This is a genomic window from Lutimonas sp., from assembly GCF_051011215.1.
Classification (GTDB): domain Bacteria; phylum Bacteroidota; class Bacteroidia; order Flavobacteriales; family Flavobacteriaceae; genus Lutimonas.
Window position 1 is genome coordinate 26,742 of record NZ_JBPCUJ010000122.1, and the last position, 22,553, is coordinate 49,294.

The 22,553-nt window shown below is 37.8% G+C and carries 18 protein-coding genes; 8 read left to right on the forward strand and 10 right to left on the reverse strand.

Annotated elements, in window-relative coordinates; genetic code table 11:
* Positions 1 to 228: 228 nt before the first annotated feature.
* The 4 genes from ACR2MV_RS11740 to ACR2MV_RS11755 all read right to left on the reverse strand — a co-directional run bounded on the left by ACR2MV_RS11740 (position 229) and on the right by ACR2MV_RS11755 (position 4,301).
* Positions 229 to 963, reverse strand: coding sequence for a 3-keto-disaccharide hydrolase (locus ACR2MV_RS11740; RefSeq protein ID WP_434022108.1), 735 nt, complete (start codon positions 961 to 963; stop codon positions 229 to 231).
* Positions 964 to 988: 25 nt separating this feature from the next.
* A complete protein-coding gene (locus tag ACR2MV_RS11745; RefSeq protein WP_434022109.1) occupies positions 989 to 2,125 on the reverse strand; it encodes a Gfo/Idh/MocA family protein in 1,137 nt (378 codons plus the stop codon).
* A gap of 8 nt (positions 2,126 to 2,133) precedes the next feature.
* Complete coding sequence (locus ACR2MV_RS11750) at positions 2,134 to 3,135, reverse strand: sugar phosphate isomerase/epimerase family protein (RefSeq protein WP_434022110.1); 1,002 nt, start codon at positions 3,133 to 3,135, stop codon at positions 2,134 to 2,136.
* A gap of 158 nt (positions 3,136 to 3,293) precedes the next feature.
* Positions 3,294 to 4,301 (reverse strand): helix-turn-helix transcriptional regulator, encoded by a 1,008-nt coding sequence (locus tag ACR2MV_RS11755; RefSeq protein ID WP_434022111.1) that lies wholly within the window; start codon positions 4,299 to 4,301, stop codon positions 3,294 to 3,296.
* A gap of 181 nt (positions 4,302 to 4,482) precedes the next feature.
* Between ACR2MV_RS11755 and ACR2MV_RS11760 the strand changes: the two genes are divergently transcribed.
* The 6 genes from ACR2MV_RS11760 (at position 4,483) to ACR2MV_RS11785 (ending at position 15,581) form a co-directional block, all read left to right on the forward strand.
* Complete coding sequence (locus ACR2MV_RS11760; protein ID WP_434022112.1) at positions 4,483 to 5,301, forward strand: 3-keto-disaccharide hydrolase; 819 nt, start codon at positions 4,483 to 4,485, stop codon at positions 5,299 to 5,301.
* Positions 5,302 to 5,532: 231 nt separating this feature from the next.
* A complete protein-coding gene (locus ACR2MV_RS11765; RefSeq protein ID WP_434022113.1) occupies positions 5,533 to 8,649 on the forward strand; it encodes a SusC/RagA family TonB-linked outer membrane protein in 3,117 nt (1,038 codons plus the stop codon).
* Positions 8,650 to 8,652: 3 nt separating this feature from the next.
* Entirely contained in the window at positions 8,653 to 10,332 is a 1,680-nt protein-coding gene (locus ACR2MV_RS11770; protein WP_434022114.1) for a RagB/SusD family nutrient uptake outer membrane protein, read from the forward strand.
* A gap of 94 nt (positions 10,333 to 10,426) precedes the next feature.
* On the forward strand, positions 10,427 to 13,723 hold the full coding sequence (locus tag ACR2MV_RS11775) for an FG-GAP-like repeat-containing protein (protein WP_434022115.1): 3,297 nt from the start codon (positions 10,427 to 10,429) through the stop codon (positions 13,721 to 13,723).
* A gap of 111 nt (positions 13,724 to 13,834) precedes the next feature.
* Positions 13,835 to 14,881, forward strand: a complete 1,047-nt coding sequence (locus ACR2MV_RS11780; RefSeq protein ID WP_434022116.1) for a sensor histidine kinase — start codon at positions 13,835 to 13,837, stop codon at positions 14,879 to 14,881.
* A complete protein-coding gene (locus tag ACR2MV_RS11785) occupies positions 14,871 to 15,581 on the forward strand; it encodes a LytR/AlgR family response regulator transcription factor (RefSeq protein WP_434022117.1) in 711 nt (236 codons plus the stop codon). Before ACR2MV_RS11780 ends, ACR2MV_RS11785 begins: the two co-directional genes overlap by 11 nt.
* Positions 15,582 to 15,590: 9 nt before the next feature.
* On the opposite strand, the gene ACR2MV_RS11790 is transcribed toward ACR2MV_RS11785, so the two are convergent.
* The 4 genes from ACR2MV_RS11790 to ACR2MV_RS11805 form a co-directional block, all read right to left on the reverse strand.
* Positions 15,591 to 16,310, reverse strand: coding sequence for a head GIN domain-containing protein (locus ACR2MV_RS11790; RefSeq protein ID WP_434022118.1), 720 nt, complete (start codon positions 16,308 to 16,310; stop codon positions 15,591 to 15,593).
* A gap of 97 nt (positions 16,311 to 16,407) precedes the next feature.
* A complete protein-coding gene (locus ACR2MV_RS11795; protein WP_434022119.1) occupies positions 16,408 to 18,171 on the reverse strand; it encodes a PspC domain-containing protein in 1,764 nt (587 codons plus the stop codon).
* Positions 18,168 to 18,518: a PadR family transcriptional regulator gene (locus ACR2MV_RS11800; RefSeq protein WP_434022120.1), complete on the reverse strand. Its 351-nt coding sequence runs from the start codon at positions 18,516 to 18,518 to the stop codon at positions 18,168 to 18,170. The genes ACR2MV_RS11795 and ACR2MV_RS11800 overlap by 4 nt, the downstream gene beginning before the upstream one ends.
* Before the next feature lie 118 nt (positions 18,519 to 18,636).
* Positions 18,637 to 19,032 carry a DUF4870 domain-containing protein gene (locus tag ACR2MV_RS11805; protein ID WP_434022121.1) on the reverse strand — a complete coding sequence of 132 codons (396 nt, stop codon included), beginning with the start codon at positions 19,030 to 19,032 and terminating at the stop codon, positions 18,637 to 18,639.
* Positions 19,033 to 19,184: 152 nt separating this feature from the next.
* Between ACR2MV_RS11805 and ACR2MV_RS11810 the strand changes: the two genes are divergently transcribed.
* A complete protein-coding gene (locus tag ACR2MV_RS11810) occupies positions 19,185 to 19,646 on the forward strand; it encodes a DUF4442 domain-containing protein (RefSeq protein ID WP_434022122.1) in 462 nt (153 codons plus the stop codon).
* A gap of 13 nt (positions 19,647 to 19,659) precedes the next feature.
* A complete protein-coding gene (locus ACR2MV_RS11815; RefSeq protein WP_434022123.1) occupies positions 19,660 to 20,460 on the forward strand; it encodes a TIGR00266 family protein in 801 nt (266 codons plus the stop codon).
* Between the two features lie 6 nt (positions 20,461 to 20,466).
* On the opposite strand, the gene ACR2MV_RS11820 is transcribed toward ACR2MV_RS11815, so the two are convergent.
* Together ACR2MV_RS11820 and ACR2MV_RS11825 are read right to left on the reverse strand one after the other, a co-directional pair.
* Complete coding sequence (locus tag ACR2MV_RS11820; RefSeq protein ID WP_434022124.1) at positions 20,467 to 21,165, reverse strand: DUF4369 domain-containing protein; 699 nt, start codon at positions 21,163 to 21,165, stop codon at positions 20,467 to 20,469.
* Between the two features lie 70 nt (positions 21,166 to 21,235).
* Positions 21,236 to 22,543: a DUF819 domain-containing protein gene (locus tag ACR2MV_RS11825; RefSeq protein WP_434022125.1), complete on the reverse strand. Its 1,308-nt coding sequence runs from the start codon at positions 22,541 to 22,543 to the stop codon at positions 21,236 to 21,238.
* Between the last annotated feature and the right edge of the window lie 10 nt (positions 22,544 to 22,553).

Here is a 22,553-nt window from a genome sequence, read left to right on the forward strand (position 1 = left end):
TAAATCATTAAACTCTTTTTATTATTTTCAAAAAAAATGTGTCAAATTGACTACATTAAAAAATACGGTACATGTTGCTGAAGGCACTAAAACTACCGTATACTGAGGGAATTGATTCGAAAAAAGTAAATATACTAACAAATCTGCAAAAATCTTTCCATTTACCTATAAAATTAGGCTTTCATATGCATTCCTATCCTCCGTCACTTAACGGTACTTTATCTCCTATCAATCAACCAACTCTTTGATCTTTATATTTCTAAACCAAACGCCATGGGCATGATCCTGTAGACCAATATGACCTTCGCGAGTAATTCCAAATCCCTCCCAATCTTTAAATTTTGAGCTCGCTACCAAGGTATTCCATGCATCCCCGTTGACTGGAAAATTCGCAACCTCAACTTCATTTAAAGTGACACTTCCAACATTATTTTTATGATCGATTTTAATCAGAAAATGATTCCATTCCCCTGCTTTTTTAGCCACATCCCTCTCAATACCCACGATGCCAAAAATAGCTCCTGACATTTGCTGATGATCGGTAAAGTCTGGAATATTCGTATAATCTCTGATTTGAATTTCCGGTGCCGTCATATAGGGAACTACAAATTTTTCATCTTCCAAAACTCCGTAAAATACACCACTGTTTCCATCTACCGAGATCTTCCAATCCAAGGAAAGTTCATAATTTGTATACTTTTGATCAGTAATTAAATTATTCATCCCCTGCGCTTTGTCCGGATCAGGCTTATAAAACATGACTCCATCTTTAATTTGCCATTGTGTCGAAATTGTATCTCGCAGGTACGTGTGCCAACCCTTAAAACTTTCACCGTCAAACAAATCTGTCCAACCTTCTTCCAATGCTGCAGTTTGCTCAGGTACTACCTCCTTTTGCTTGGTTCCGCTCTTACAAGAGGCTAAAAGTCCTACAAAAACAACAACTATTAATACGTTTTTCATATATTTTTAAATTTATCCAAAGCGCTTAATCGATCTCTTTCCACACGTTGCCTTCCGCATTTGAAGCCACAGCCTGTTCTATAAAATTCATTCCTCTGACTCCGTCTGTAATCGTTGGAAACTCCCCGGAATCATAGGGCTCTCCTTTGATAGCTCTGGCCACTCCCTTATAAATATTTCCCATCGCATCAAAGATACCTTCCGGATGTCCGGGAGGTAATTTAGATCCATCCAATGACAAATCGCTGTTATACACATTCCCGGGTTTCAGCACCTTTAGAGGCTCACCATCTTCAAGCTTGTACAGGTAATTGGGATTTTCCTGTTCCCATTTCAGGCCTGCCTTTTCTCCGTACACCTTAACAATGATACTGTTTTCCTCTCCTGTGGCAATTTGACTTGCTCTGATAACTCCTTTAGCACCATTGCCGCATCGAATCAATACCGTGCCGTCAATATCCATCAAATTATCGTCATAGAGGTAATTCAGATCTGCTAATACTTTTGAGATCTTTAAACCCGTCACAAATTCTATCATATCAAAAGCATGTGTTCCAATATCACCGATGCAACAACTAATTCCGGATTTATCAGGTTGTAACCTCCAGGTAGAAGCTCTTTTCTCTGCATCGTGAATAATCGGATTGATCCATCCCTGATAATATTGAACATCTACTTTATGAATCTTCCCCAGCTGACCTGATGCTATTATTTTTCTCATTTGCCTCACCATAGGATAACCTGTATAGGTATACGTCACTGCAAATACGGTTTTGGTCAGCTCCTGGATCTTCTGCAATTCCAGCGCCTCTTCATAGGTGGTCGTCAGAGGTTTTTCACAAATAATATTGAATCCATTCTCCAATAACTTTTTCGCCATTGGAAAGTGTAAAAAGTTTGGTGTAAGAATTGACACCACCTGCATTCTTTCGTTATCTGGAAGTTTTATTTCTTCTGAGATCAAAGATTCAAAATCTGCATAAATCCTGGAAAGTGGTAGGTCCAGTTTTTTGGCAAAACCAATGTTCTCTTCCCAGTTAGGATTAAATACACCTCCTACGATTTCATACTGATCAAACATATTAGATGCCACACGATGTAACACACCTATCAGTGAATCTCCTCCTCCTCCAAGAATACCTAACTTGATTTTTGAACCCATGATTTCTTTTATTTTATGGAAGCCGCTGCCTGTAGCAATAAATCTTTTGTAGCGTTGATACCATCAACTTCAGTCAAGTTTGAACCTTCATACTCCACCCCGATAAAGCCTGTATATCCTGCATCCTTCACAATTTGCAGCATTTTCACATAGTCTATTTTGGGTTGTCCTCCCTGGGCATCAAAATCATAACTTTTAGCACTTACAGCTTTTGCATAGGGCATAAGTTCTGATACACCTTTATATATATCATAAGGATCCTCACATTCTGCACTATTTATAGATCCATAACCTTCTGTCATGCAAAAATTTCCAAAATCTGGTAGCGTTCCACAATTCGGCATATTCACCTTTGCCATAACTTCAGCCAGCCATTGTCCGTTAGAAGTATATCCTCCATGGTTTTCAACCAATACATTGATCCCTTTTGTAGCTGCATAGGTCGATAGGTCTGTCAGTCCTTTCACTGCTGCCGCAGCTACTTCTTCATAGCTACCAACACCATGGGCATTCACACGAATGGAATGGCAACCTAAAAATTGTGCTGCATCAACCCATTTTTTATGATTTTCAACGGTTTTGGCTCTTTCCTTATCATCCATAGCGGCCAAATGCCCTTCTCCATCAACCATGATCAACACGTTTGTCACATTGTATGTTACACTTTTTTCCTTTAAAGCAATCAGTAACTTTTCCATAGCTACTTTGGGATCTGCTTCTTTCTCCAGTTCTTTGGTATACAATTGACTTACGTATTCAATGCCTTCATAGCCCAACTCACTTGCTCTTTGAGCAAAATCCAAAGGGCTCTCCCCTCCTTCTCTTACCGCTTTATTCAAAGACCATTGGGCCAATGACAATTTAAAGAAAGGCTCTTTGTCAACTTCCGCTGTTTCTTTGATTGCTGCTGCCTTACCCTCTTTCTGCTTTTCTCCACACGAAATTGTAGTTACAAGCATAAACACCACTGCAGCCGTAAGCAGGGTGAATTTTGAACCAACTTTTTTCATTTCCCTAAAATTTTCTTGATTTAATGTTTGTGAAAGTAAAATAATAATCAAGAATTTCTGTGTATTTTTAATCAGTGAAAGAAATTATACAAAACGACAGAATTACTATTTCCAGTTGACAATGGCTCTAAACTCCAGAGAAATTCCAGAAATGACTCTTACAAACTCACCTTAAACTCTAAAGGCGTGCATTTTTCCTGTTTTTTAAAAACAGTTGAAAAATACTGACTGGTCGCAAAACCACAACTATAAGCCACTTCTGCTACACTTAATTCTGGTTTATTTATCAATATATTCTTTGCTTTTTCGATGCGTTTCATTGCCAGATAGCGCATAGGAGTCGTATTTGTTAACTGTCGACAATGGTAGGTGAATCTGGTAAGACCTACCCCGGCAGATTCTGCCATACGCTCTATGGTCCAGTTTTCGGATAAATTTTTATCTAATTCGTCCAAAAAAAGCTTAACACTTCTAGAACTATCTGTCAGCGCCTCATTTAGCACAACATCCTTTGAATCAACGAGTTCCAATAAAACAATGAGCATTTCATTCACTAAGAGGCGTATTTTAGAAGCACTGCTGCCATCAACATCAGTATCCACAGCAGCCCCAATCTTGTGAAAGCATTCCCGCATTCTCGTATTTGTTTGCCATAACCATTGATCATCCAGCCTTAGAATTTTTGTGAGTCGGTTCAAATCCTTCTCAGTCATCATAATCCAATCCGGCCAAACCCAATCCTGATGTGGCCTCCTGATACCCAGATCTATAATCACCCAGTAAAACTTCCCCATGCCTATTTCCGGACTACCCACTTTATGCGCCTCCCAGGGTCTTGTTATGGTAAGATGATTCGGTCTTAAGGCTGTTTTCTCTTTTTCTTGTGCATACGGCATAGAACCTGACTCTAAAAAATGAAATTCTATTCCTTCATTTCGATGCCAGTTCAGTCCCCAGTCCTGAGGCTCCATGGCGTCCCAGTAACCGATTGAGTTCAATCCCTTCGTATCATCGGTCAGACGATCTCCGGGATAGGTATAACGGGCCAGGGCTTTAAACTTTAGCTTTTGTCGTGAAATAGCATCTACCAAAGGCAAACAGGTGTCTGCATGGTAAACAATTCCTTCTGCTCGAAAGGGCTCTATTTCATGTATACGGTCTTTCACTGAAATATTTTGAACATTAATACTTCGCAAAGTAATTACATTGCCTCGAGTTTTACAAAATTAATAGCAAATATCCTGTTCATTTATTGTTAACATAAAGTGTAAAACTTTAAATAACCCCTGTTCCAAGGTCTAACATACACTGTACCTTAGTCAGAACTGTAGTATGTAGATAATTTATATGATCATTATTCGAAATTTAATTATTAGCATCTTTTTATCACTATTCTTAATAAATTGTAAAAAGGAAGAAAAAAGTCAAAAACTGGCTTCCCTTGACAATGAAAAATGGGTTTCCATTTTTAATGGTGTTGATCTGAATGGTTGGAACATGAAGATCCGGGGGCATCAATTAGGTGTCAATTGGAAAAATACTTTCAGAGTGGTTGATGGCGTGATCAAGGTGGATTATTCAGCATATGAGAATTTTGATAATTCCTTTGGGCACCTTTTCTATAAATCACCCTTTAGTAATTATAAATTAAAGCTGCAATATCGATTTACAGGAGAACAACTAAAAGGAGGGGAAAACTGGGCCTTGAGAAATAGCGGCGTCATGATTCACTGTCAGGACCCTAAGACCATGGAGTTAGATCAAAATTTCCCTGTTTGCATAGAAGTTCAGCTCCTAGGTGGACTTGAAGAGGGAGTGCCGAGAAGTACAGCCAACCTGTGCACTCCTGGAAGTCATGTTTATATGGAGAACGAATTGGTTACTGCTCATTGTATAGATTCAAGGTCAAAGACCTATTATGGAGATCAATGGGTGGATCTTGAAATTGAAGTAAGAAATGATTCATTGATTACACATTATATTAATGGTGAAAAAGTACTGGAATACAACAAACCGATAATAGGTGGTGAATACAATACTTTGACTGAATTAGAGGGGAATTCTCTTGACCAAGGATACATTTCACTACAAAGTGAAAGTCACCCAGTAGAGTTTAGACATATAATGGTATCAAAAATGGACGGAATTGTATCACAATTAAATTAAGAAAAATTTATATCTTGCCAATTAATTGTTTAGAAAACATTAACGTTTCTGTGCCGATATCATTTTAATTGTTAAATAAATGTTATCCATGGGGCGTATTAAGTTATTTGTATATTAATTTTTTGAAATAAAATATAAACTTATATCATTATGCATTAAAACATTTTTTGGCGGTATTTTCAAAAAAAACCGCACGCTTACAATCAATTTATTAATTAATAATTATTTATTATGGGAAAACAATTATTTAAAAGTTTAATCATTCTGGGGATTTTCTTCACCTGTAGTTTTACTATGGCGCAGAAGACAGTCACAGGAACAGTTTCAGATGCTGACGGGCCACTGCCTGGAGCAGCTGTTGTTGTTCAGGGCTCCTCTGGGGGGGTTACTACTGATTTCGATGGTAATTACTCAATCGAAGCCAATGAAGGTGACGTTTTAGAGTTCTCTTTCATCGGGATGGCAAATGGAACTGCTACAGTGGGTAGTGATTCTGTTATTAACATCACACTTGAGGGTGGGGACAACACCCTTGAAGAAGTTGTTGTTGTTGGTTATGCTGCTCAAACAAGAGGAGACATTACCGGATCGGTTGCTTCTGTTGACATGGACGAAGCATTAAAAGTTCCTACAGTGAATGCTGCAGAAGCCTTACAAGGTAGGGTAACGGGTGTTACAGTAATTTCTAACGGAGCTCCTGGTGCTGCACCAACAGTAAACATTCGTGGTATTGGTTCTTCAAACGGAACAGGACCACTTTACATTATTGACGGAGTGCAAACTACGGATCCAAACGTTTTAACATCGATCAATCCTGGTGATATCGATCAGATGAACGTTTTGAAGGATGGTGCTGCTGCGATCTATGGATCAAGAGCATCTAACGGGGTTATCATTGTTACTACAAAAGGTGGTAGCTACAACCTTGCTAAATCTACTGTAACTGTAGACATCTACACGGGTGTATCTCAGGCTGTTCAGGGTATTGACGTATTAAATGTTCAACAACATGCTGATATGCTATGGGAAGGAATGAACAATGACGTATTGTTCTACGGAGCTGATCCTCCATCTCATCCACAATACGGAAATGGGGCAAGTCCTGTAATTCCAGACCAATTGGACCTATCTCAGGCTCCAGGTCGTGAAGGAATTAGTGCGACTGTAACTCCGGGTGGAACAAACTGGTGGAATGAAATTACTCAGTCTGCTCCTACTGTTCAGGCAACTGTATCTATGGAAGGTGGTACTGAAACTAGTAAGTCATTTATGTCTGTAGGTTACTTAAACAGAGGTGGTGTTATTAAGCACACTGGTTTTGCTAGAGGTAATATTCAGGTAAACAATGAATTTAAGCCAGTTGAAAAATTAAAAATTGGACAACACTTAAATGCATCTTACTCAACACAACAAAATGGAAATGGTGAAGCAATTGAAGGTGCTCTTAGAGCGAGTCCGCTGATTCCTGTGTATGACGATGATGGTAATTTTGCAGGTACTTATAGTAACTCAACAGGATTGTCAAATACAAGACAACCTTATTCTTTACTTCAAAGAGCAAAAGATAACTACATCAATAACTTTAGAGTATTTGGTGACATCTATCTTTCTTATGAAATTATTGATGGACTTACTTTCAAGACTACTTTAGCGGGATCGATTGCTGCATTTGATCAGAGAGATTTTACTCCTCTTGATCCAGAGCACGGTGAGCCTAAATCATTCAACACTTTATGGGAACAAGATCAGAATTTTTATAACTGGACTTGGACAAACATGTTGATGTACAACACTACGTTTGGAGAAAATCATAACTTGAGTGCATTTATTGCTACTGAAGCTTTGGAACAAACAAACAAAGGGAAACAAGTGAGTAGAACTGATTATTTCAACGAAACTCCTGAATTCTACTTATTAAACAATGGTTTTGCAGATCCTGCTGTAGACTGGGCATATCAAAATGGATATACTTTGTTCTCAGTATTCGGTTCAGCTGATTATAACTACAAGCAAAAATACTTCGTGACTGCAACGTTACGTTATGACAAGAGTTCAAGATTTGCTGGAGATAATAAGTCAGATGTCTTCCCTTCAGTTAGTGCTGGTTGGGTAATGAGTAATGAAGATTGGTTCAACAACAGTGGTGTTTTGAACAGGTTTAAATTGAAAGCTTCATGGGGACAGTTAGGTAGCCAGGATCTTCCTGTAAACAACCCAACTAAAACACTTTACGCTTTCGACCAAAATACTGCCAATTATGTTTGGGGTACTAATGGTGCTGCTAGTTCAGGTGCAATTGTTAGTCAGATTGGTAACGAAGACCTTAAATGGGAAACAAGTATTACCAGTAACATTGGTGCGGAATTAGATTTCTTCAATAACAAATTAACAACGTCTATTGAATTCTATCAAATTACTACTGATGGATTATTTGCAAGAGATAATAACTTGATCCCAACTACAGGTCCTGAAGCTCCGGCTCCATTTGTTAACTTAGGGGAGATCAAAAACACTGGTATTGACTGGTCTGTTGGATATAACAACACATGGGATTCAGGATTTACTTTTGGTGCTCTTTTCAACCTATCTCATTACAAAAATGAGGTTACTAGCTTGATTAATGGTACACCTATTACAGGTAATGCTTTAACTAGCTGGGCAGGTTCTTATACAAGAACTGAAGAAGGTGAACCAATTTCTTATTTCTACGGACGTAACGTTATTGGCTTGGATGACCAAGGAAGATTTGAATATGAAGATGTTTCTGGACCAGATGGTGTGCCAGATGGAGTTATCACAGATGATGACAGAACTAAAATTGGTTCTCCTCATCCTGACTTTACATATGGTTTGAACTTGAACGCAGGATATAAAGGATTTGATCTTTCTATGTTCTTCAACGGATCTCAAGGAAATGATGTCTACAATAGTAATTTAATCTTTACTGACTTCCCATTATTTGTAAATGGTAACAGAAGTACAAGAGTTTTAGATGCTTGGACACCTGATAACACAAACACCAATGTTCCTGCATTGAGTAATTCAATCAAAGGTTCTGAATTGAACTCGAATAGCTATTTTGTTGAAGACGGATCATTCTTCAGATTGAAAAACCTTCAGATCGGTTATTCATTACCAACCGAAACAACTGATAAAATGGGTATGGAAAGATTCAGAATTTACCTGCAAGGAACCAACTTGTTCACTGTTACAAATTATAGCGGTGTTGATCCAGAAGTTCAGCCAAGAGTTATTGGTGGACAATCTGAAAACTTGAACATGGGTATTGATAGTAGGGTTTATCCTGTATCTCAGATTTTTACTATAGGTTTAAACATTAAATTTTAAGAAATGAAAAACAGAATATTTTATATAATGCTACTGCTAATGACTGTTTTAGCCTGTAGCGATGAATTTAGCGAAACGATTGAAATCGGAACGTTAAATCCAGAGGCACTTGCCAACGAAGAGGGAGTTAACTTCCTACTTACAGCGGCATATAGCTCTTTAGATGGAGTTACAAATGCTTCTGGTGGATGGGAAGCTACCGGTGATAACTGGTGGATGGATGTGATTTCTGATGATGCTCACAAAGGAAGTACTGATGGTGACCAACAAACGTTATTTCAATTGGAAGTACACGACTGGTCTACTGGATTGTCATATATCTCTTCTAAGTGGAGAGCTTTATATGCTGGTGCGAACAGAGCAAATGCGGTAATCGTTCAAATTGCAGGAGCGGAAAACGGAGAGATTTTATTTCAAAACCAACTGGCTCAGGCAAGATTTTTAAGAGGGCATTACAATTTTCAATTACAGATCATGTGGGGTAAGTATGCTACATATATCAGTGATGAAAATTATTCAAATGTAGAATTTGCACAGCCTAACGGAACTGATTTATGGGCGAATATTGATGCGGATTTCGATTATGCACAGAAAAACCTACCAGATTCTCAATCTGACTATGGTCGTGCTACAAATTGGGCTGCTACTGCTTACTTAGGTAAATCTAAATTGTACCAGGGAGATTATTCTGCTGCTTTAGGTTTATTAGAGACTGTAATCGGTGGACCATTTTCTTTATTACCTGAATATATTGATAACTTCAGACAAGCAGGTGAACAAGGTTCTGAATCAATCTTTGCAATACAGTTCAATACCGTTGGTGGTGCATTTGCTCCTAATGGTAACCAAGGTGGTACCTTGAACTTTGGTGGGCCAAACGGATGGTGTTGTGGTTTTTACCAACCAACTCAGGATTTGGTAAATTCATTCCAAACTTCAGCTGGATTACCTTTATTGGATGACTATAACAAAACTGACGTTAAGAATGACGCCGGTGTGGAGAGTACTGAAGATTTCACCTTACATACAGGTCCTCTTGATCCAAGACTTGACTATGTAGTAGGTAGAAGAGGTATCAACTATAACAATTGGGAAATACACCCAGGTAAATCATGGATTAGAGCTGGTTTCGGTGATATTTCTGGACCTTACCTTGCGCGTAAGAATGTATATTGGAATGGTGAAGACGCCTTACAAGGAGCTGGTAACTGGGGTCAACAACACTCTGGTATAAACTACCACTTTATCAGATTGGCTGATGTAATTTTAATGGCTGCTGAAGCCGCTATCTTTACGGATGATTTAGCCAAAGGTCTTGATTATATCAATCAAATTCGTTCAAGAGCGAAAAACATGACTTACATGAAAGATGCTGGTGGTGCTGACGCTGCTAATTACGAAATTGAATTGTATACTACTTTAGGTGACAAAACCAATGCTATAAAAGCGCTTCAAATGGAGCGTAGATTAGAATTAGGTATGGAAGGACATCGTTTATTCGATCTTAGAAGATGGGGTGACTATCCTAACACTATGAATACGTATATTACAAATGAAACGAGAACTATTTCTAACTTTGGTCCTAAGACGACCGCTGTTGGAAGCAAGCACAATTTGCTACCAGTTCCTGTTTCTGCTATTGACCAAAGTTCTGGAACTTTAACTCAAAACCCAGATTGGTAAAAAATAGTTTTTTAACTTATTTATTCTTAAACGGAGCATTGTATAATGCTCCGTTTTTGTATTTTTATGCCTGAAATTTAAATCATTCAAAGTCATGAAAAAAAGTCTTTTTTTTCTAGTAATCACTATCCTCCTTATCTCTTGTACAAAAACAGAAAAGCTCAATAATGAAAGGTTGTTTCGACAAGTTGATGCATCAGAGTCTTCGATTGATTTCGCCAACAATCTAACAGAGAATGACTCTTTGAATTATCTGGCCTATGCCTATATTTATATGGGTGGTGGAGTATCAGCAGGGGATCTTAATAATGATGGTCTTATTGACTTGTATTTTACCGGTAACATGGTGGAAAACAAGCTTTATATGAACAAAGGAAATCTAGAGTTTGAGGACATTTCTGAAAGCGCAGGTGTTGCAGGAGACGACAGATGGTTCACAGGGGTGACCATGGCTGATGTTAATAATGATGGTTTTCTGGATATCTATTGTTCCGTAGCGGGGAAATTCAATCCTAAAGAAAATCTGCTCTTTATCAACAATGGTGACATGACATTTACTGAAAAAGCAGCCGAATATGGAATTGCAGATATTGGAAACACTATTCAATCTACCTTTTTTGACTACGATCTGGATGGCGATCTTGACTTGTATGTAGCCAACTACCCTCCTACCAATTTTAATGCACCCAACAATTTTTACGCCTTCAAAATGAGCAATCCTAAGGATGTGGAAACTGACAAGTTGTTTAGAAATGATGGTGATCATTTTACGGATGTAACTACAGAGGCAAAAGTGAGGTCCTTCGGGCTAACCAATAGCTGTACTGTTGGAGATTTAAACCAAGATGGCTGGCCTGATCTCTATATTTCAAATGACTTCAATGTTCCAGATTTTTTGTTGATCAATAACCAGGACGGTACCTTTAGTGAACATTCAAAAAAGCTAACGAAGCAAACAGCCCTTTATGGAATGGGTGTCGATATTGCTGATTTTAACAATGACCAGCTCTTAGATATCATTCAAATGGATATGACTCCTGGGAATAACCGAAGATCAAAAGCCAATATGGCCGGTATGAACCCAGATCTTTTCTGGGGAACAGTAAATGCTGGGTTTCATTACCAGTACATGCAAAATCAATTACAGATGAACAATGGAAATGTTCAGGATTCCTTGCCTGCTTTTAGCAATGTGGCTAGAATTGCCGGTTTGGCAACCACTGACTGGAGTTGGGCTCCTTTATTCGTGGACCTTGATAACGATGGCTGGAAAGATATTTACATTTCAAATGGGACGAGAAGAGAAATTAACAACAAAGATTACTTTAATAACCTTAAAAAGAATCCTGTAAAAGGAAATTTCCTCGAAAAAACATTGGCAATTCCTTCTGAAAAAGTGGATAATTTTGTCTTTAAGAACAATGGTGATCTCACCTTTGACAAAATGAATGAAAGCTGGGGAATTGAATTTCCGGGCTGGTCTAATGGCTGTGTATATGCTGATCTGGACAATGATGGAGATTTAGAGATCGTTTTGAATAATATTGATGACAAAGCTGCCATCTTTGAAAACTTCAGTTCGGATAAGAACAACTCCATCACCATAAAATTTAACGGCCCGGAGAAAAACACTTCAGGACTGGGTGTAAAAACTTGGGTAAAAACCGCTGAACTGACACAGTTTCAAGAATTAACTTTAACCAGAGGGTTTCAGTCTTCTGTCGCCCCTCAATTACACTATGGTTTAGGTCAGGATGAAAACGTTCAAGAGATCAAAGTTCAATGGCCTGATGGAAAAATGGAAGTTTTGAAAAATGTAGCTGCCAACCAGTTCCTTACCATTGACTATAAAAACGGGGCATTTGACGAAGCTCCTGTGATAACCGATAATATCAAGCTGTTTAAAACAGAACAGAACACGAATATTGTTTTGGCGCACAAACATGCAGAAAATGTATATAATGATTTTAATGATCAGGTCTTGCTACCGCATAAAACATCCTCATTCGGCCCCGGATCCAGTGTCGGCGACCTTAACGGTGATGGTTTGGAAGATGTTGTTATCGGTGGTTCTCATAATAACCAGACAGCTATTTACTACCAAACGAAATCAGGCTTTGAACGTATGCATTTTCCTGATGTAGCTGATGACAGTGATCGTGAAGACTTGGGAAGTCTCATCTTTGATGCAGACGGGGATGGATTTAACGATTTATACATGGTAAGTGGCGGTAGTGAATTTGACCATGATTCAGAATTATTACAAGATCGTTTATACATCAATGACGGGAAAGGGGCCCTTTCTAAATCAAAGACAGCGTTGCCTGAAATGATCATTAGCGGCTCAAGAGTAAAAGCTATTGACTATGATAAAGACGGTGATCTGGACCTTTTTGTAGGAGGAAGATTGATCCCCAAAAATTATCCTATGCCAACCAGCAGCTATATTCTTGAGAATATCAGCACCAAAGGTAAACCTAAATTTGTCAACGTTACTGAAAAAATTGCGCCTGAATTAATTGATATAGGCATGGTAACCGATGCCAGCTGGACCGACTATGATAATGATGGTTGGGTAGACCTCATTGTGGTTGGTGAATGGATGCCGGTCACGATATTCAGAAATAACAGAGGTAACTTCGATAATATTACTTCTAAATTAGATTTATCAGATGCCACAGGTTGGTGGTTTGGACTCACTGAAGGTGATTTTGACAATGATGGGGACATGGATTTTATCGTTGGTAATTTGGGGTTAAATTACAAATACCAGGCCAATGAAAATGAGCCTTTTGACATCTATCTCAATGATTTCGACAAAAACAATTCCAATGATATTGTATTGAGTTATTATGATGATGGTGAAAAATTTCCGGTAAGAGGACGTCAGTGTTCGTCGGAACAGATTCCAGCCATTAAGAAAAAATTCAAAGATTACGATGCTTTTGCAGTGGCTACACTGGAGGATGTATATACCAAGAAATCACTTGAGAAATCACTTCATTATGAAGTCAAGTCCTTTGCCAGCATTTATTTGGAAAACAAAGACGGTGCCTTTATTATCCATAAATTACCAAATCTGGCACAGGTATCAAGCATCAACCAGATACTCACAGAAGATTTTAATGCAGATGGAAACCTGGATATTGTAATTGCAGGAAACCTATATGGCTCTGAGGTGGAAACTCCCCGAAATGATGCAGGCGTGGGCTTATTTTTAGCCGGGAATGGGAAAGGTGAATTCAAAGCCGTATCACCTACTGATAGTGGCTTGTATATCCCAGGCGACACCAAAGATCTTTCCATGATCAGCATACAGGATAAAAAATACATCATGGCTGCCAAAAATGACGACTACGTACAGTTTGTAGAAGTCGTGAAGGGACCTTAAAAATAGATCGTTATAATATTCGATGAATACTGCCTTTAAATTGTATATTTAAAGGCAGTTTTATAAAAGATATATACCAGCTAACACCGATAGTGCCTTATAGTTATCATGATGTTTAAAAGAATTTTTTCTGAATTTAGAATTCCGGTTCGTTACCACTTTCTGTTTTGGTCTGTATATTTTGTTTTTAATTTCTTTCGATTTGCAACCATTAACAATAATTACTGGTATTCTTTAAAATCTAACTTAGTAGAATTTCCGCTTAATATTATTATTACCTATTTCACGATCTATTATCTAATTCCAAGATATATCCTTAAAAAGAAGTACCTGAAATTTGTTATTCTATTTACCTGCTCTCTGGCGCTGTTTTACTTTATTCGGACCGGTCTCAATTACATACTTGTCACGGAGAGTATCTGGCCGGAAGCTCAGGGAAATCAAGAGCCTTTTACCCTTATTCATATCATCGAATCTATGATTGGAACCATTTATGTGGTTGCCTTGGTTTCTGCCATAAAATTAACGTATGACTGGGCAAATGAGAAAAAAAGAAATGACGATTTACAGCGCATTCAACTGGAAACAGAATTGAATTTTCTAAAATCTCAAATACAACCGCATTTTTTCTTTAATACATTAAATAATCTATACGCCTTGGTGATTAAGCAATCACCTAATGCTGCAAATGTGGTTATGAAACTTTCTGAAATAATGCAGTATGTCTTATATGAAGTAAAGGAACCTAAAATAAGCTTAATGAAGTCAATTAACTATTTGTACAGTTACCTGGAATTGGAAAAATTAAGATATGGAGAAAGGGTGAAATCAGATATCAGTATTGAAGGAAATATTGATGATATTGCGATACCGCCCCTACTCTTTCTGCCATTTCTTGAAAACTGTTTTAAACACGGCACCAAGCATCATGAGGACATAAATGTAAGTATTGACTTTGTGGTTAAAGACAATTTCCTTTACTTTACCGTGACAAATAACTTTGTGAAATCCGAAAATAAAAAGCCAAAACACGGCATCGGTATAGAAAATGTCAAACGAAGATTGCAGTTGCTTTACGGATCTTCCTACAGCCTAAAGACCAAAACCAAAGGAAATATATACAGTGTAAATTTGAAATTACCCCTGAATGAAAATTAGATGTATTATTATCGATGATGAGCCATTGGCGGCCGAAGTGATTGAAACTCATTTGAAAGAATTTCCGAATATGGAATTGAAAGAGACCTTCACAAATCCGCTCGAAGCCCTTTCTGTTATTGAGTCAGGGTCTGTTGACGTGGTATTTATCGACATTAATATGCCAAAAATGAACGGACTTGATTTCATACGAAGTATCGAGCAAAAGCCTTATTTCATTATTACAACTGCCTATAGAGAATATGCTGTTGAAAGCTTTGACCTGGACGTATTAGACTATTTGGTCAAGCCGATTCCCTTTACACGTTTTCTAAAATCGATTAACAAGCTTTCTCAAAAATTTATGAATGATAAAACGGATGAAGTACAGCAAACTTCAGAAAAATCATTCATCTTTCTGAAAGTCGATAAAAAATTGATCAAAATTAAATTTGAAGATATATTCTTTATTGAAAGCTTAAAGGACTATATCAAGGTCTTTACCAAATCAGGCGATTATCTGGCACATAAATCTTTGTCAGGAATCACGGAAGAACTGCCAAGTACCAAATTTTTAAGGATTCATCGATCCTTCACGGTAGCGTTGGATAAAATTCAAGCCTTGGAAGGTAATTCTGTTCTTGTTACAGATAAGCGTATCCCAATTGGTCGTAAATATATAAATCACGCCAAAGACGTGATTTTAAATACTCCTAGTTAGCAAATAGAATTAACCGTTCACTGCACGAATCTTCCCTCCGGAATTATCACTTTTACTAACATCTTGAGGATTCCCTTTGTATTGAATATCAGCACCACTTGAGGCATTGCCATCAAATGAATCTGTTACATTGACATGAATTCCCGAACCACTGCTTGCTTGGGCCTTACACGATTTAGCCACCAAATTATTGGCGTCAATATCGCTACCGCTCGAGGAAGAGGCATTCAAATAGTTGGTTTCTCCTGAAATGCGAATTTCTGAACCACTCGAACTCTCACAGGTCAGCTCATCCACTTTCAGGTCCATTTTTGCATGGGCTCCGCTACTGGCATTGATGACGAGTTTATCCGTTGAGAAAGTATTCTCTGAATACACCTCTGCTCCGCTGTTCACATTGATACCATTGATATGATTTACAGATAAATGAATCTTTTTCGCACTGGCTGAATAGATATTTTTACGCGCAGTTATATACAAGGTTCCGTTTCTAACATCAGTTTCGATCAATTCGTGAAGATTTTCATCTGCCTCCACTTCCAAAGATATCCTTTTGCTCTTTGTGATATAAACATCTAAGCCTCTGCTGGCATTAATGCGTACAAAATCATCTGATATTTTTCTTGACTTTGATACCACATGGCCATCTCCTCTGACTCCATCGAACATACATGAAGTGGTTCCTACAAATAGAAATAATACCAGTGATAGTTTGATTAATGTTTTCATGATTGTGTTTTTTTATAAGCTTATATACTATTAGACTCTACTGGACCTTAAATTGTTACATATTTCAAACACGAATTTAAGGCCCATGGAGCATTGATTAGACACTGTCTTTTCTACTTTTTACCACGACGCCTGTGGCATCAATTTTTACTTCAGATTTATCCTTTCCATCTTCCTGTATTTCAATATGTACCCCTTCATCATCGATTTTCATATTAAAGGAATCATCGTCACTTTCAATATTTATTACATTTTCATCACAATCCAGACAAACAAATCCGTCTTGTGTCATTTGAAAGTAATGTTTGGCCATATCCGCATCATAAATATTCTGAACGTTTTGAACATCATAGAGAAACGTTTTGGTAGAACCATCTAAATATACAGTTTGACCCTCAGGCAGATACAGATCAACATAGACACGTTGCTCACTGAATCTATTGCTCAGTTCTGCTAGAAAGAATCCGTTAATTCTTAATTCATCCTCGTTTAACTCGTACGAATACTCGATCATTTCTGCATTTTCTCTGGCATCTTTTCTACTTTGGCCCTGAGACATCTTACGCACTTTGGCATACATCGTTTCGTCATCGGAGACCAAAATATTAAAGCGAATATTGTTGGAATAAACTCTTTCCGTGTTTTGATCATCTAAAATAATTTCAGAATTCCAATTCCTGCGAATCACTGTATTGTTTGAAATATTTTTGTCATCCACCATTTTGATCTCCAGGGTATCGGTCACATTGTAATACATCTCCTGGGTATTGGTAACAGTACCGTCATAAGCAGAATTCATAAATTGTCTTGTTCCAAAAAAGATGGCTACTAAAAGGGCAACGATCCAAATTCCTAACAACGATAATTTCGCTGTTTTCCCGATCGTCTTGGTATTGTTCGATAAGATCCTTAAACCCAAAGCAAACAAGAAAAAGAAGGGAATCGCTATCAGTATAAAAGTTAATACTGATAAAAACCAAATCGGCAAACCAGAATTGTTGTAAAAAGCTGAATTGCGAAACAACCAATCGTCATGAATAAAATCAATAGAACCTAAGGTAAACATGCCTATTAACATGCTTAAAATTGTTGTTACAGCCACAATAATCAAGAGAACACCTATAAACTTCCCGATGATCATAAAAATAGTTACAAAGATTTTTCCCAAGGTGTCAATAAGATCCTGCGATCCCGATTTTGCACGACTTCCGTATTTTTTATAGTCTGCATTTTTCACCTTTTCAGACACTTCATCTATGCCGTCTTTCACTCTCGATGAGGCGACCGAGATCTCGTCACGAATTTTTTTTTCTATATTGGTAATATTGACTTCCGCGCCTTCCATTTCGAGTTTTTCTGCCGTCGTATTGGCTTCAGGAAGTAGTATCCATAACAAGGGATACACAATAAAACCAAATCCAAATCCAAAAGCTGCAACCAACCAACCTAATCTGATCCAGATCACATCAACATTTAAATAATGAGCCATCCCTGAAGAAACACCACCTAAAAATCGGTCGCTACCGTCACGGTATAATTTTTTACTTCTTTGTCGGCTGTAACTACTGTATGAATCATCATTAAATATCTCATCGTCCACCATATAATCTTCTGGTTTTCCCATGACTTCAATAACCTCATCAATATCTTGTTCATTGATTACCTGTCTTACATCCTTTACTTTGGCCGATAAAATTTCACCTATTCTAGATTCAATATCAGTTATGATTTCATCTCTTCCTTTGGGGTCATCACTTAAAGAACGTCGAATAGAATCTAAATAACCTTTCAGTTTTTGATAAGCAACTTCATCGATGTGAAAAAATATGCCACCTAGATTTATATTTATTGTCTTGTTCATTTTGTTGTATTTTTTGATTTATTATTCTTTGTAATTACATTAACAGCTTTAACCAAATCACTCCAGGTTGCATTCAATCCTGTTAAAAATATTTTACCTGTTTCGGTTAAACCATAGTATTTTCTCGGTGGACCAGAGGTAGACTCCTCCCATCGATACGTCAAAAGTCCGGCATTTTTCAATCTTGTAAGCAAAGGGTACACGGTACCTTCTACGACAAGCATTTTTGCGTCTTTTAGCTGGGTCAGAATTTCTGAAGTATATGCATCACCATTTTCTAATATAGAAAGGATGCAAAATTCCAAAACTCCTTTACGCATTTGTGCTTTTGTGTTTTCAATCTTCATGTTTTTCTCTTTTAATCTTTTTAATTAATGATTGTTAAGACCATTGTTAAAACAATACCGTTTGCACGGTGCTTGCGATAAATATTACGATTGAGATTAGTATAGTGATCATAATTTTTTATTTAATAAATTTAATTGTTAGGGGATAATTATACACTTCACCTTGATTGGCCTTAATCGCGGCGAAAATGATCAATACAAACTTTACAACTGCTAAAATTCCAACGATAGAACCGACACTGATCATTCCGAATAAATCTAAATGATGAAAGTCATTGGTCACAGTTCTGATAATAAATGGTACCGCCGATAAACCTAGAATAAATGTGTACAACAAATAACTAAGGTTAAAGTTGATCGCTTCCTTCCCATTTTTATCTAAAAAGCTACTTTTTCTTTTATTCATTTCCCAAATCACCAGTGGTCCTACTACGGCTCCAAAAGGAAATATATATCCAAAAAAGGCTGATAAGTGCAGTAAAAAAGCGTTGTTATTATCGTTTTGAGTTGTCATAATTTAAAATGTATAATACTTTCTTATGCAAATATATATATAAAAGCTAATACTATGCAATACAAAGTACTATATTTTAACATATATTTAACATTTGAAATTTCATAGTAAACTCATATTTTTGTTGTATTTTAGGGGCTTAAAGCGGTATAATGTCGAAAATAACCACAAAAAATTTAAATAAATATTTATTATTCAAACTCCCATCTGCCTATATTTCAGGGGTAAGAGTTAGCTCGATTTCTGATAAAAAAGCGGAAGCAAGGGTCACTCATAGGTGGATAAATCAGAATCCGTTCAAGTCACTTTACTGGGCAACGCAGGGAATGGCAGCTGAACTCGTTACCGGTATATTGATGATCAAAAAAATACAGGAATCGAACGCCAGAATATCCATGCTGGTAGTAAAGCAAGAAGGTAGTTTTCATAAGAAAGCTACGGGTAAAATTGTTTTTTCCTGCGATCAGGGCGCTAAAATTGATGAAATTCTTGCCAAAGCAATTGAAACGAATGAAGGTCAAAGCATCATTTTAGAAGCAGCAGGTTACAACCAGGACAATGAAATGGTTTCAAGCTGGGCATTTACCTGGAGTATCAAGGTTAAAACAACATAAAAATAAAGTATCTATGAAGGCACATGAAATAGATTATACCATATATGGTGAAGAAATGCAATTCGTAGAAGTTGAACTGGATCCTCAGGAAGGTGTCGTGGCTGAGGCAGGCAGTTTTATGATGATGGACGATCTGATCAAAATGGATACTATTTTTGGTGATGGCTCAAAGCAATCAGAAGATATTCTTGGGAAGCTTTTCTCAGCAGGAAAACGACTCTTAACAGGTGAAAGCTTATTTATGACGGTTTTTACAAATACTTCCGGCAACAAAAGAAAGGTTTCTTTTGCCTCCCCCTACCCTGGTAAAATTATGCCTATCGATCTTACCGAGTTTCAAGGAAAGTTTATCTGTCAGAAAGATGCTTTTTTATGTGCAGCCAAGGGCGTTTCCATCAGTATTGAATTTTCCAAAAAATTAGGTCGTGGCTTTTTTGGCGGCGAAGGATTTATCATGCAGAGAGTGGAAGGTGACGGAATGGCTTTCTTGCATGCCAGTGGAACCGTAGTGACCAAACAATTAGCTGCAGGTGAAGTATTAAAAGTTGACACGGGCTGTATCGTGGGTTTTAGCTCAAGTGTAAACTACGACATAGAATTCGTCGGTGGTATTCGGAATACCATCTTTGGGGGTGAAGGTGTGTTTTTTGCCACCTTAACCGGACCGGGAACGGTTGCCATACAATCCTTACCATTTAGCCGTTTGGCGGACAGAGTACTGGCCAATGCTCCCTCTCAGGGAGGAAATCGCAAAGGAGAAGGGAGTGTTTTGGGTGGACTTGGAGACCTGTTAGATGGCGATAATCGGTTCTAACACCAATTACTTTGATTCATTTTTTTTGATATCATCGATAAATTCCACCAACTGCTGACCATATTTTGATTCCCTCACTTTAGGGCTCATGGAATTATTGACAGTATCCAACAATTTAATATTGGCATTTACAAGCTCCGTTAAGGCAATATAAGGTGACACCTCGTACTCTCCGTTTTTTACGGCAAAATTGGTCATATATAAGTATCTCTTGCGCTGCCATCTTTTCAATTTAACAGCCACCTGATCAATAGAGTCCTGACTCCCGATCTTGCGTGCTTCGAACTCCTCCTTCATTAAATCCAGTTTCTCGTTGTTAAAGTTCTGCTGCATATCCTCAAAATCTGTCAACAACTCTTGATTCGTTGATCCTTTGATCTTGGCCTTCACTGCAAACAGATCTAACTGAGACTGAATCGTCACGGTATCTTTTTCTCCAAAAAATGAGATTCTCTTTGAACTATTACCCAAGGTTAAATAATACATTTCAGGGCTTAACACCTCATCCGTTAACATAAAATTCTCCGTACCATCCACTTGAATTGAATCAACTGAAACAACCATAGAATCTACCTGCTTTTGCAAATAAAAAGTTCCTTTTTTAAGACCTTTTACGGAGGCCTTCACATACATTGTATTGGAATTCTCCTTACTACAGGCTAAAACAGCCATCGCTCCTATTATTAACAGACCTATCTTCTTCATTATAATTGGTTTTTTATCCGAGCGCAAATATATTAGAAAAAATGAATATCTCGTTACAAATATTGCGCATTTAAGGAGAAACTAATTGCATTAAAATGGTACACCCGATAGCAGCAATCGTACCTACAGCATAGCCAAATACGGCCAGTAAAACGCCTACCGTTGCCAGTGAAGGGTGAAAGGCAGCTGCAACGATTGGCGCAGAAGCTGCACCACCAACATTTGCCTGACTTCCAACGGCCAGAAAGAAATACGGTGCCCTGATCAACTTTGCCACCAAAATGAGCAGCAAGGCATGGATACTCATCCAGATCAAACCAATCCCTACCAATCCAAAATTATCGAGTATTAAGGTCAGGTCCATTTTCATTCCAATAGATGCTACCAGGATATAAATAAATACAGATCCAATTTTGCTGGCTCCTGCACCTTCATAGTTTTTTGCCTTGGTAAAGGACAATAAGATGGCTCCGACAGTCGATAAACTAATCATCCAGAAAAAAGAAGAGCCTAAAAATGTAAATATATTCTTCACCGTTGGGTTCTGCATATTTCCGACGAAATCACTAAAGAACTCACTTAAATATCCTGCACCTAAATGCGCCAGACTCACGGTTCCAAAGGACAAAGCAACCATGATCATTAAATCTGTCAAACTAGGGTTGCGTTCAACTTTTTTAGAAAAAGAACTCACTTTTTCCTTGAGTTCCTCTATGGCAGCCGTATCAGACTTCAACCATTTATCAATTCCTTTCGATTTACCAACACCTATCAGAATAATCGCCATCCATATATTGGCAACAACAATATCCACAAAAACCATCCCTCCATAGAGCTTTTGATTGTATCCGTATATTTCCAGCATCGCCGTCTGATTGGCTCCACCGCCAATCCAGCTTCCGGCCAGGGTTGAAAGACCTCTCCAAACGGCATCCGGACCGGCCCCATTTAATGCCTCCGGGTAAATCACCGACATGGCTAGAATCGCAATAGGCCCTCCGATAACAATTCCTATGGTACCGGTAAAAAACATGGCAAGAGCCTTCCAACCCAGATTGAAGACGGCCTTTAGATCAATGCTCAGTGTCATTAATACCAGTGCAGCTGGAAGCAAATACCTACTGGACATAAAGTATAAATTCGAAGCATGCTCTTCTACCTCTCCATCCTGATTGACTGTTTCCCATTCCGGCGCTATCAATCCCGCTGTAGTCAACACAGCGGGCAGCATATAGGCCATAAAAAGTGCAGGAACTATCTTGTAAAACTTAAACCAAAAGCCATCTTTTCTAGATGAGGTGTAAAAAATGATTCCCAGTGAAATCATTAACAAACCAAATACTATTGTATCATTGGTAAACATTGGTGCATTATCCATAGTTACTTAT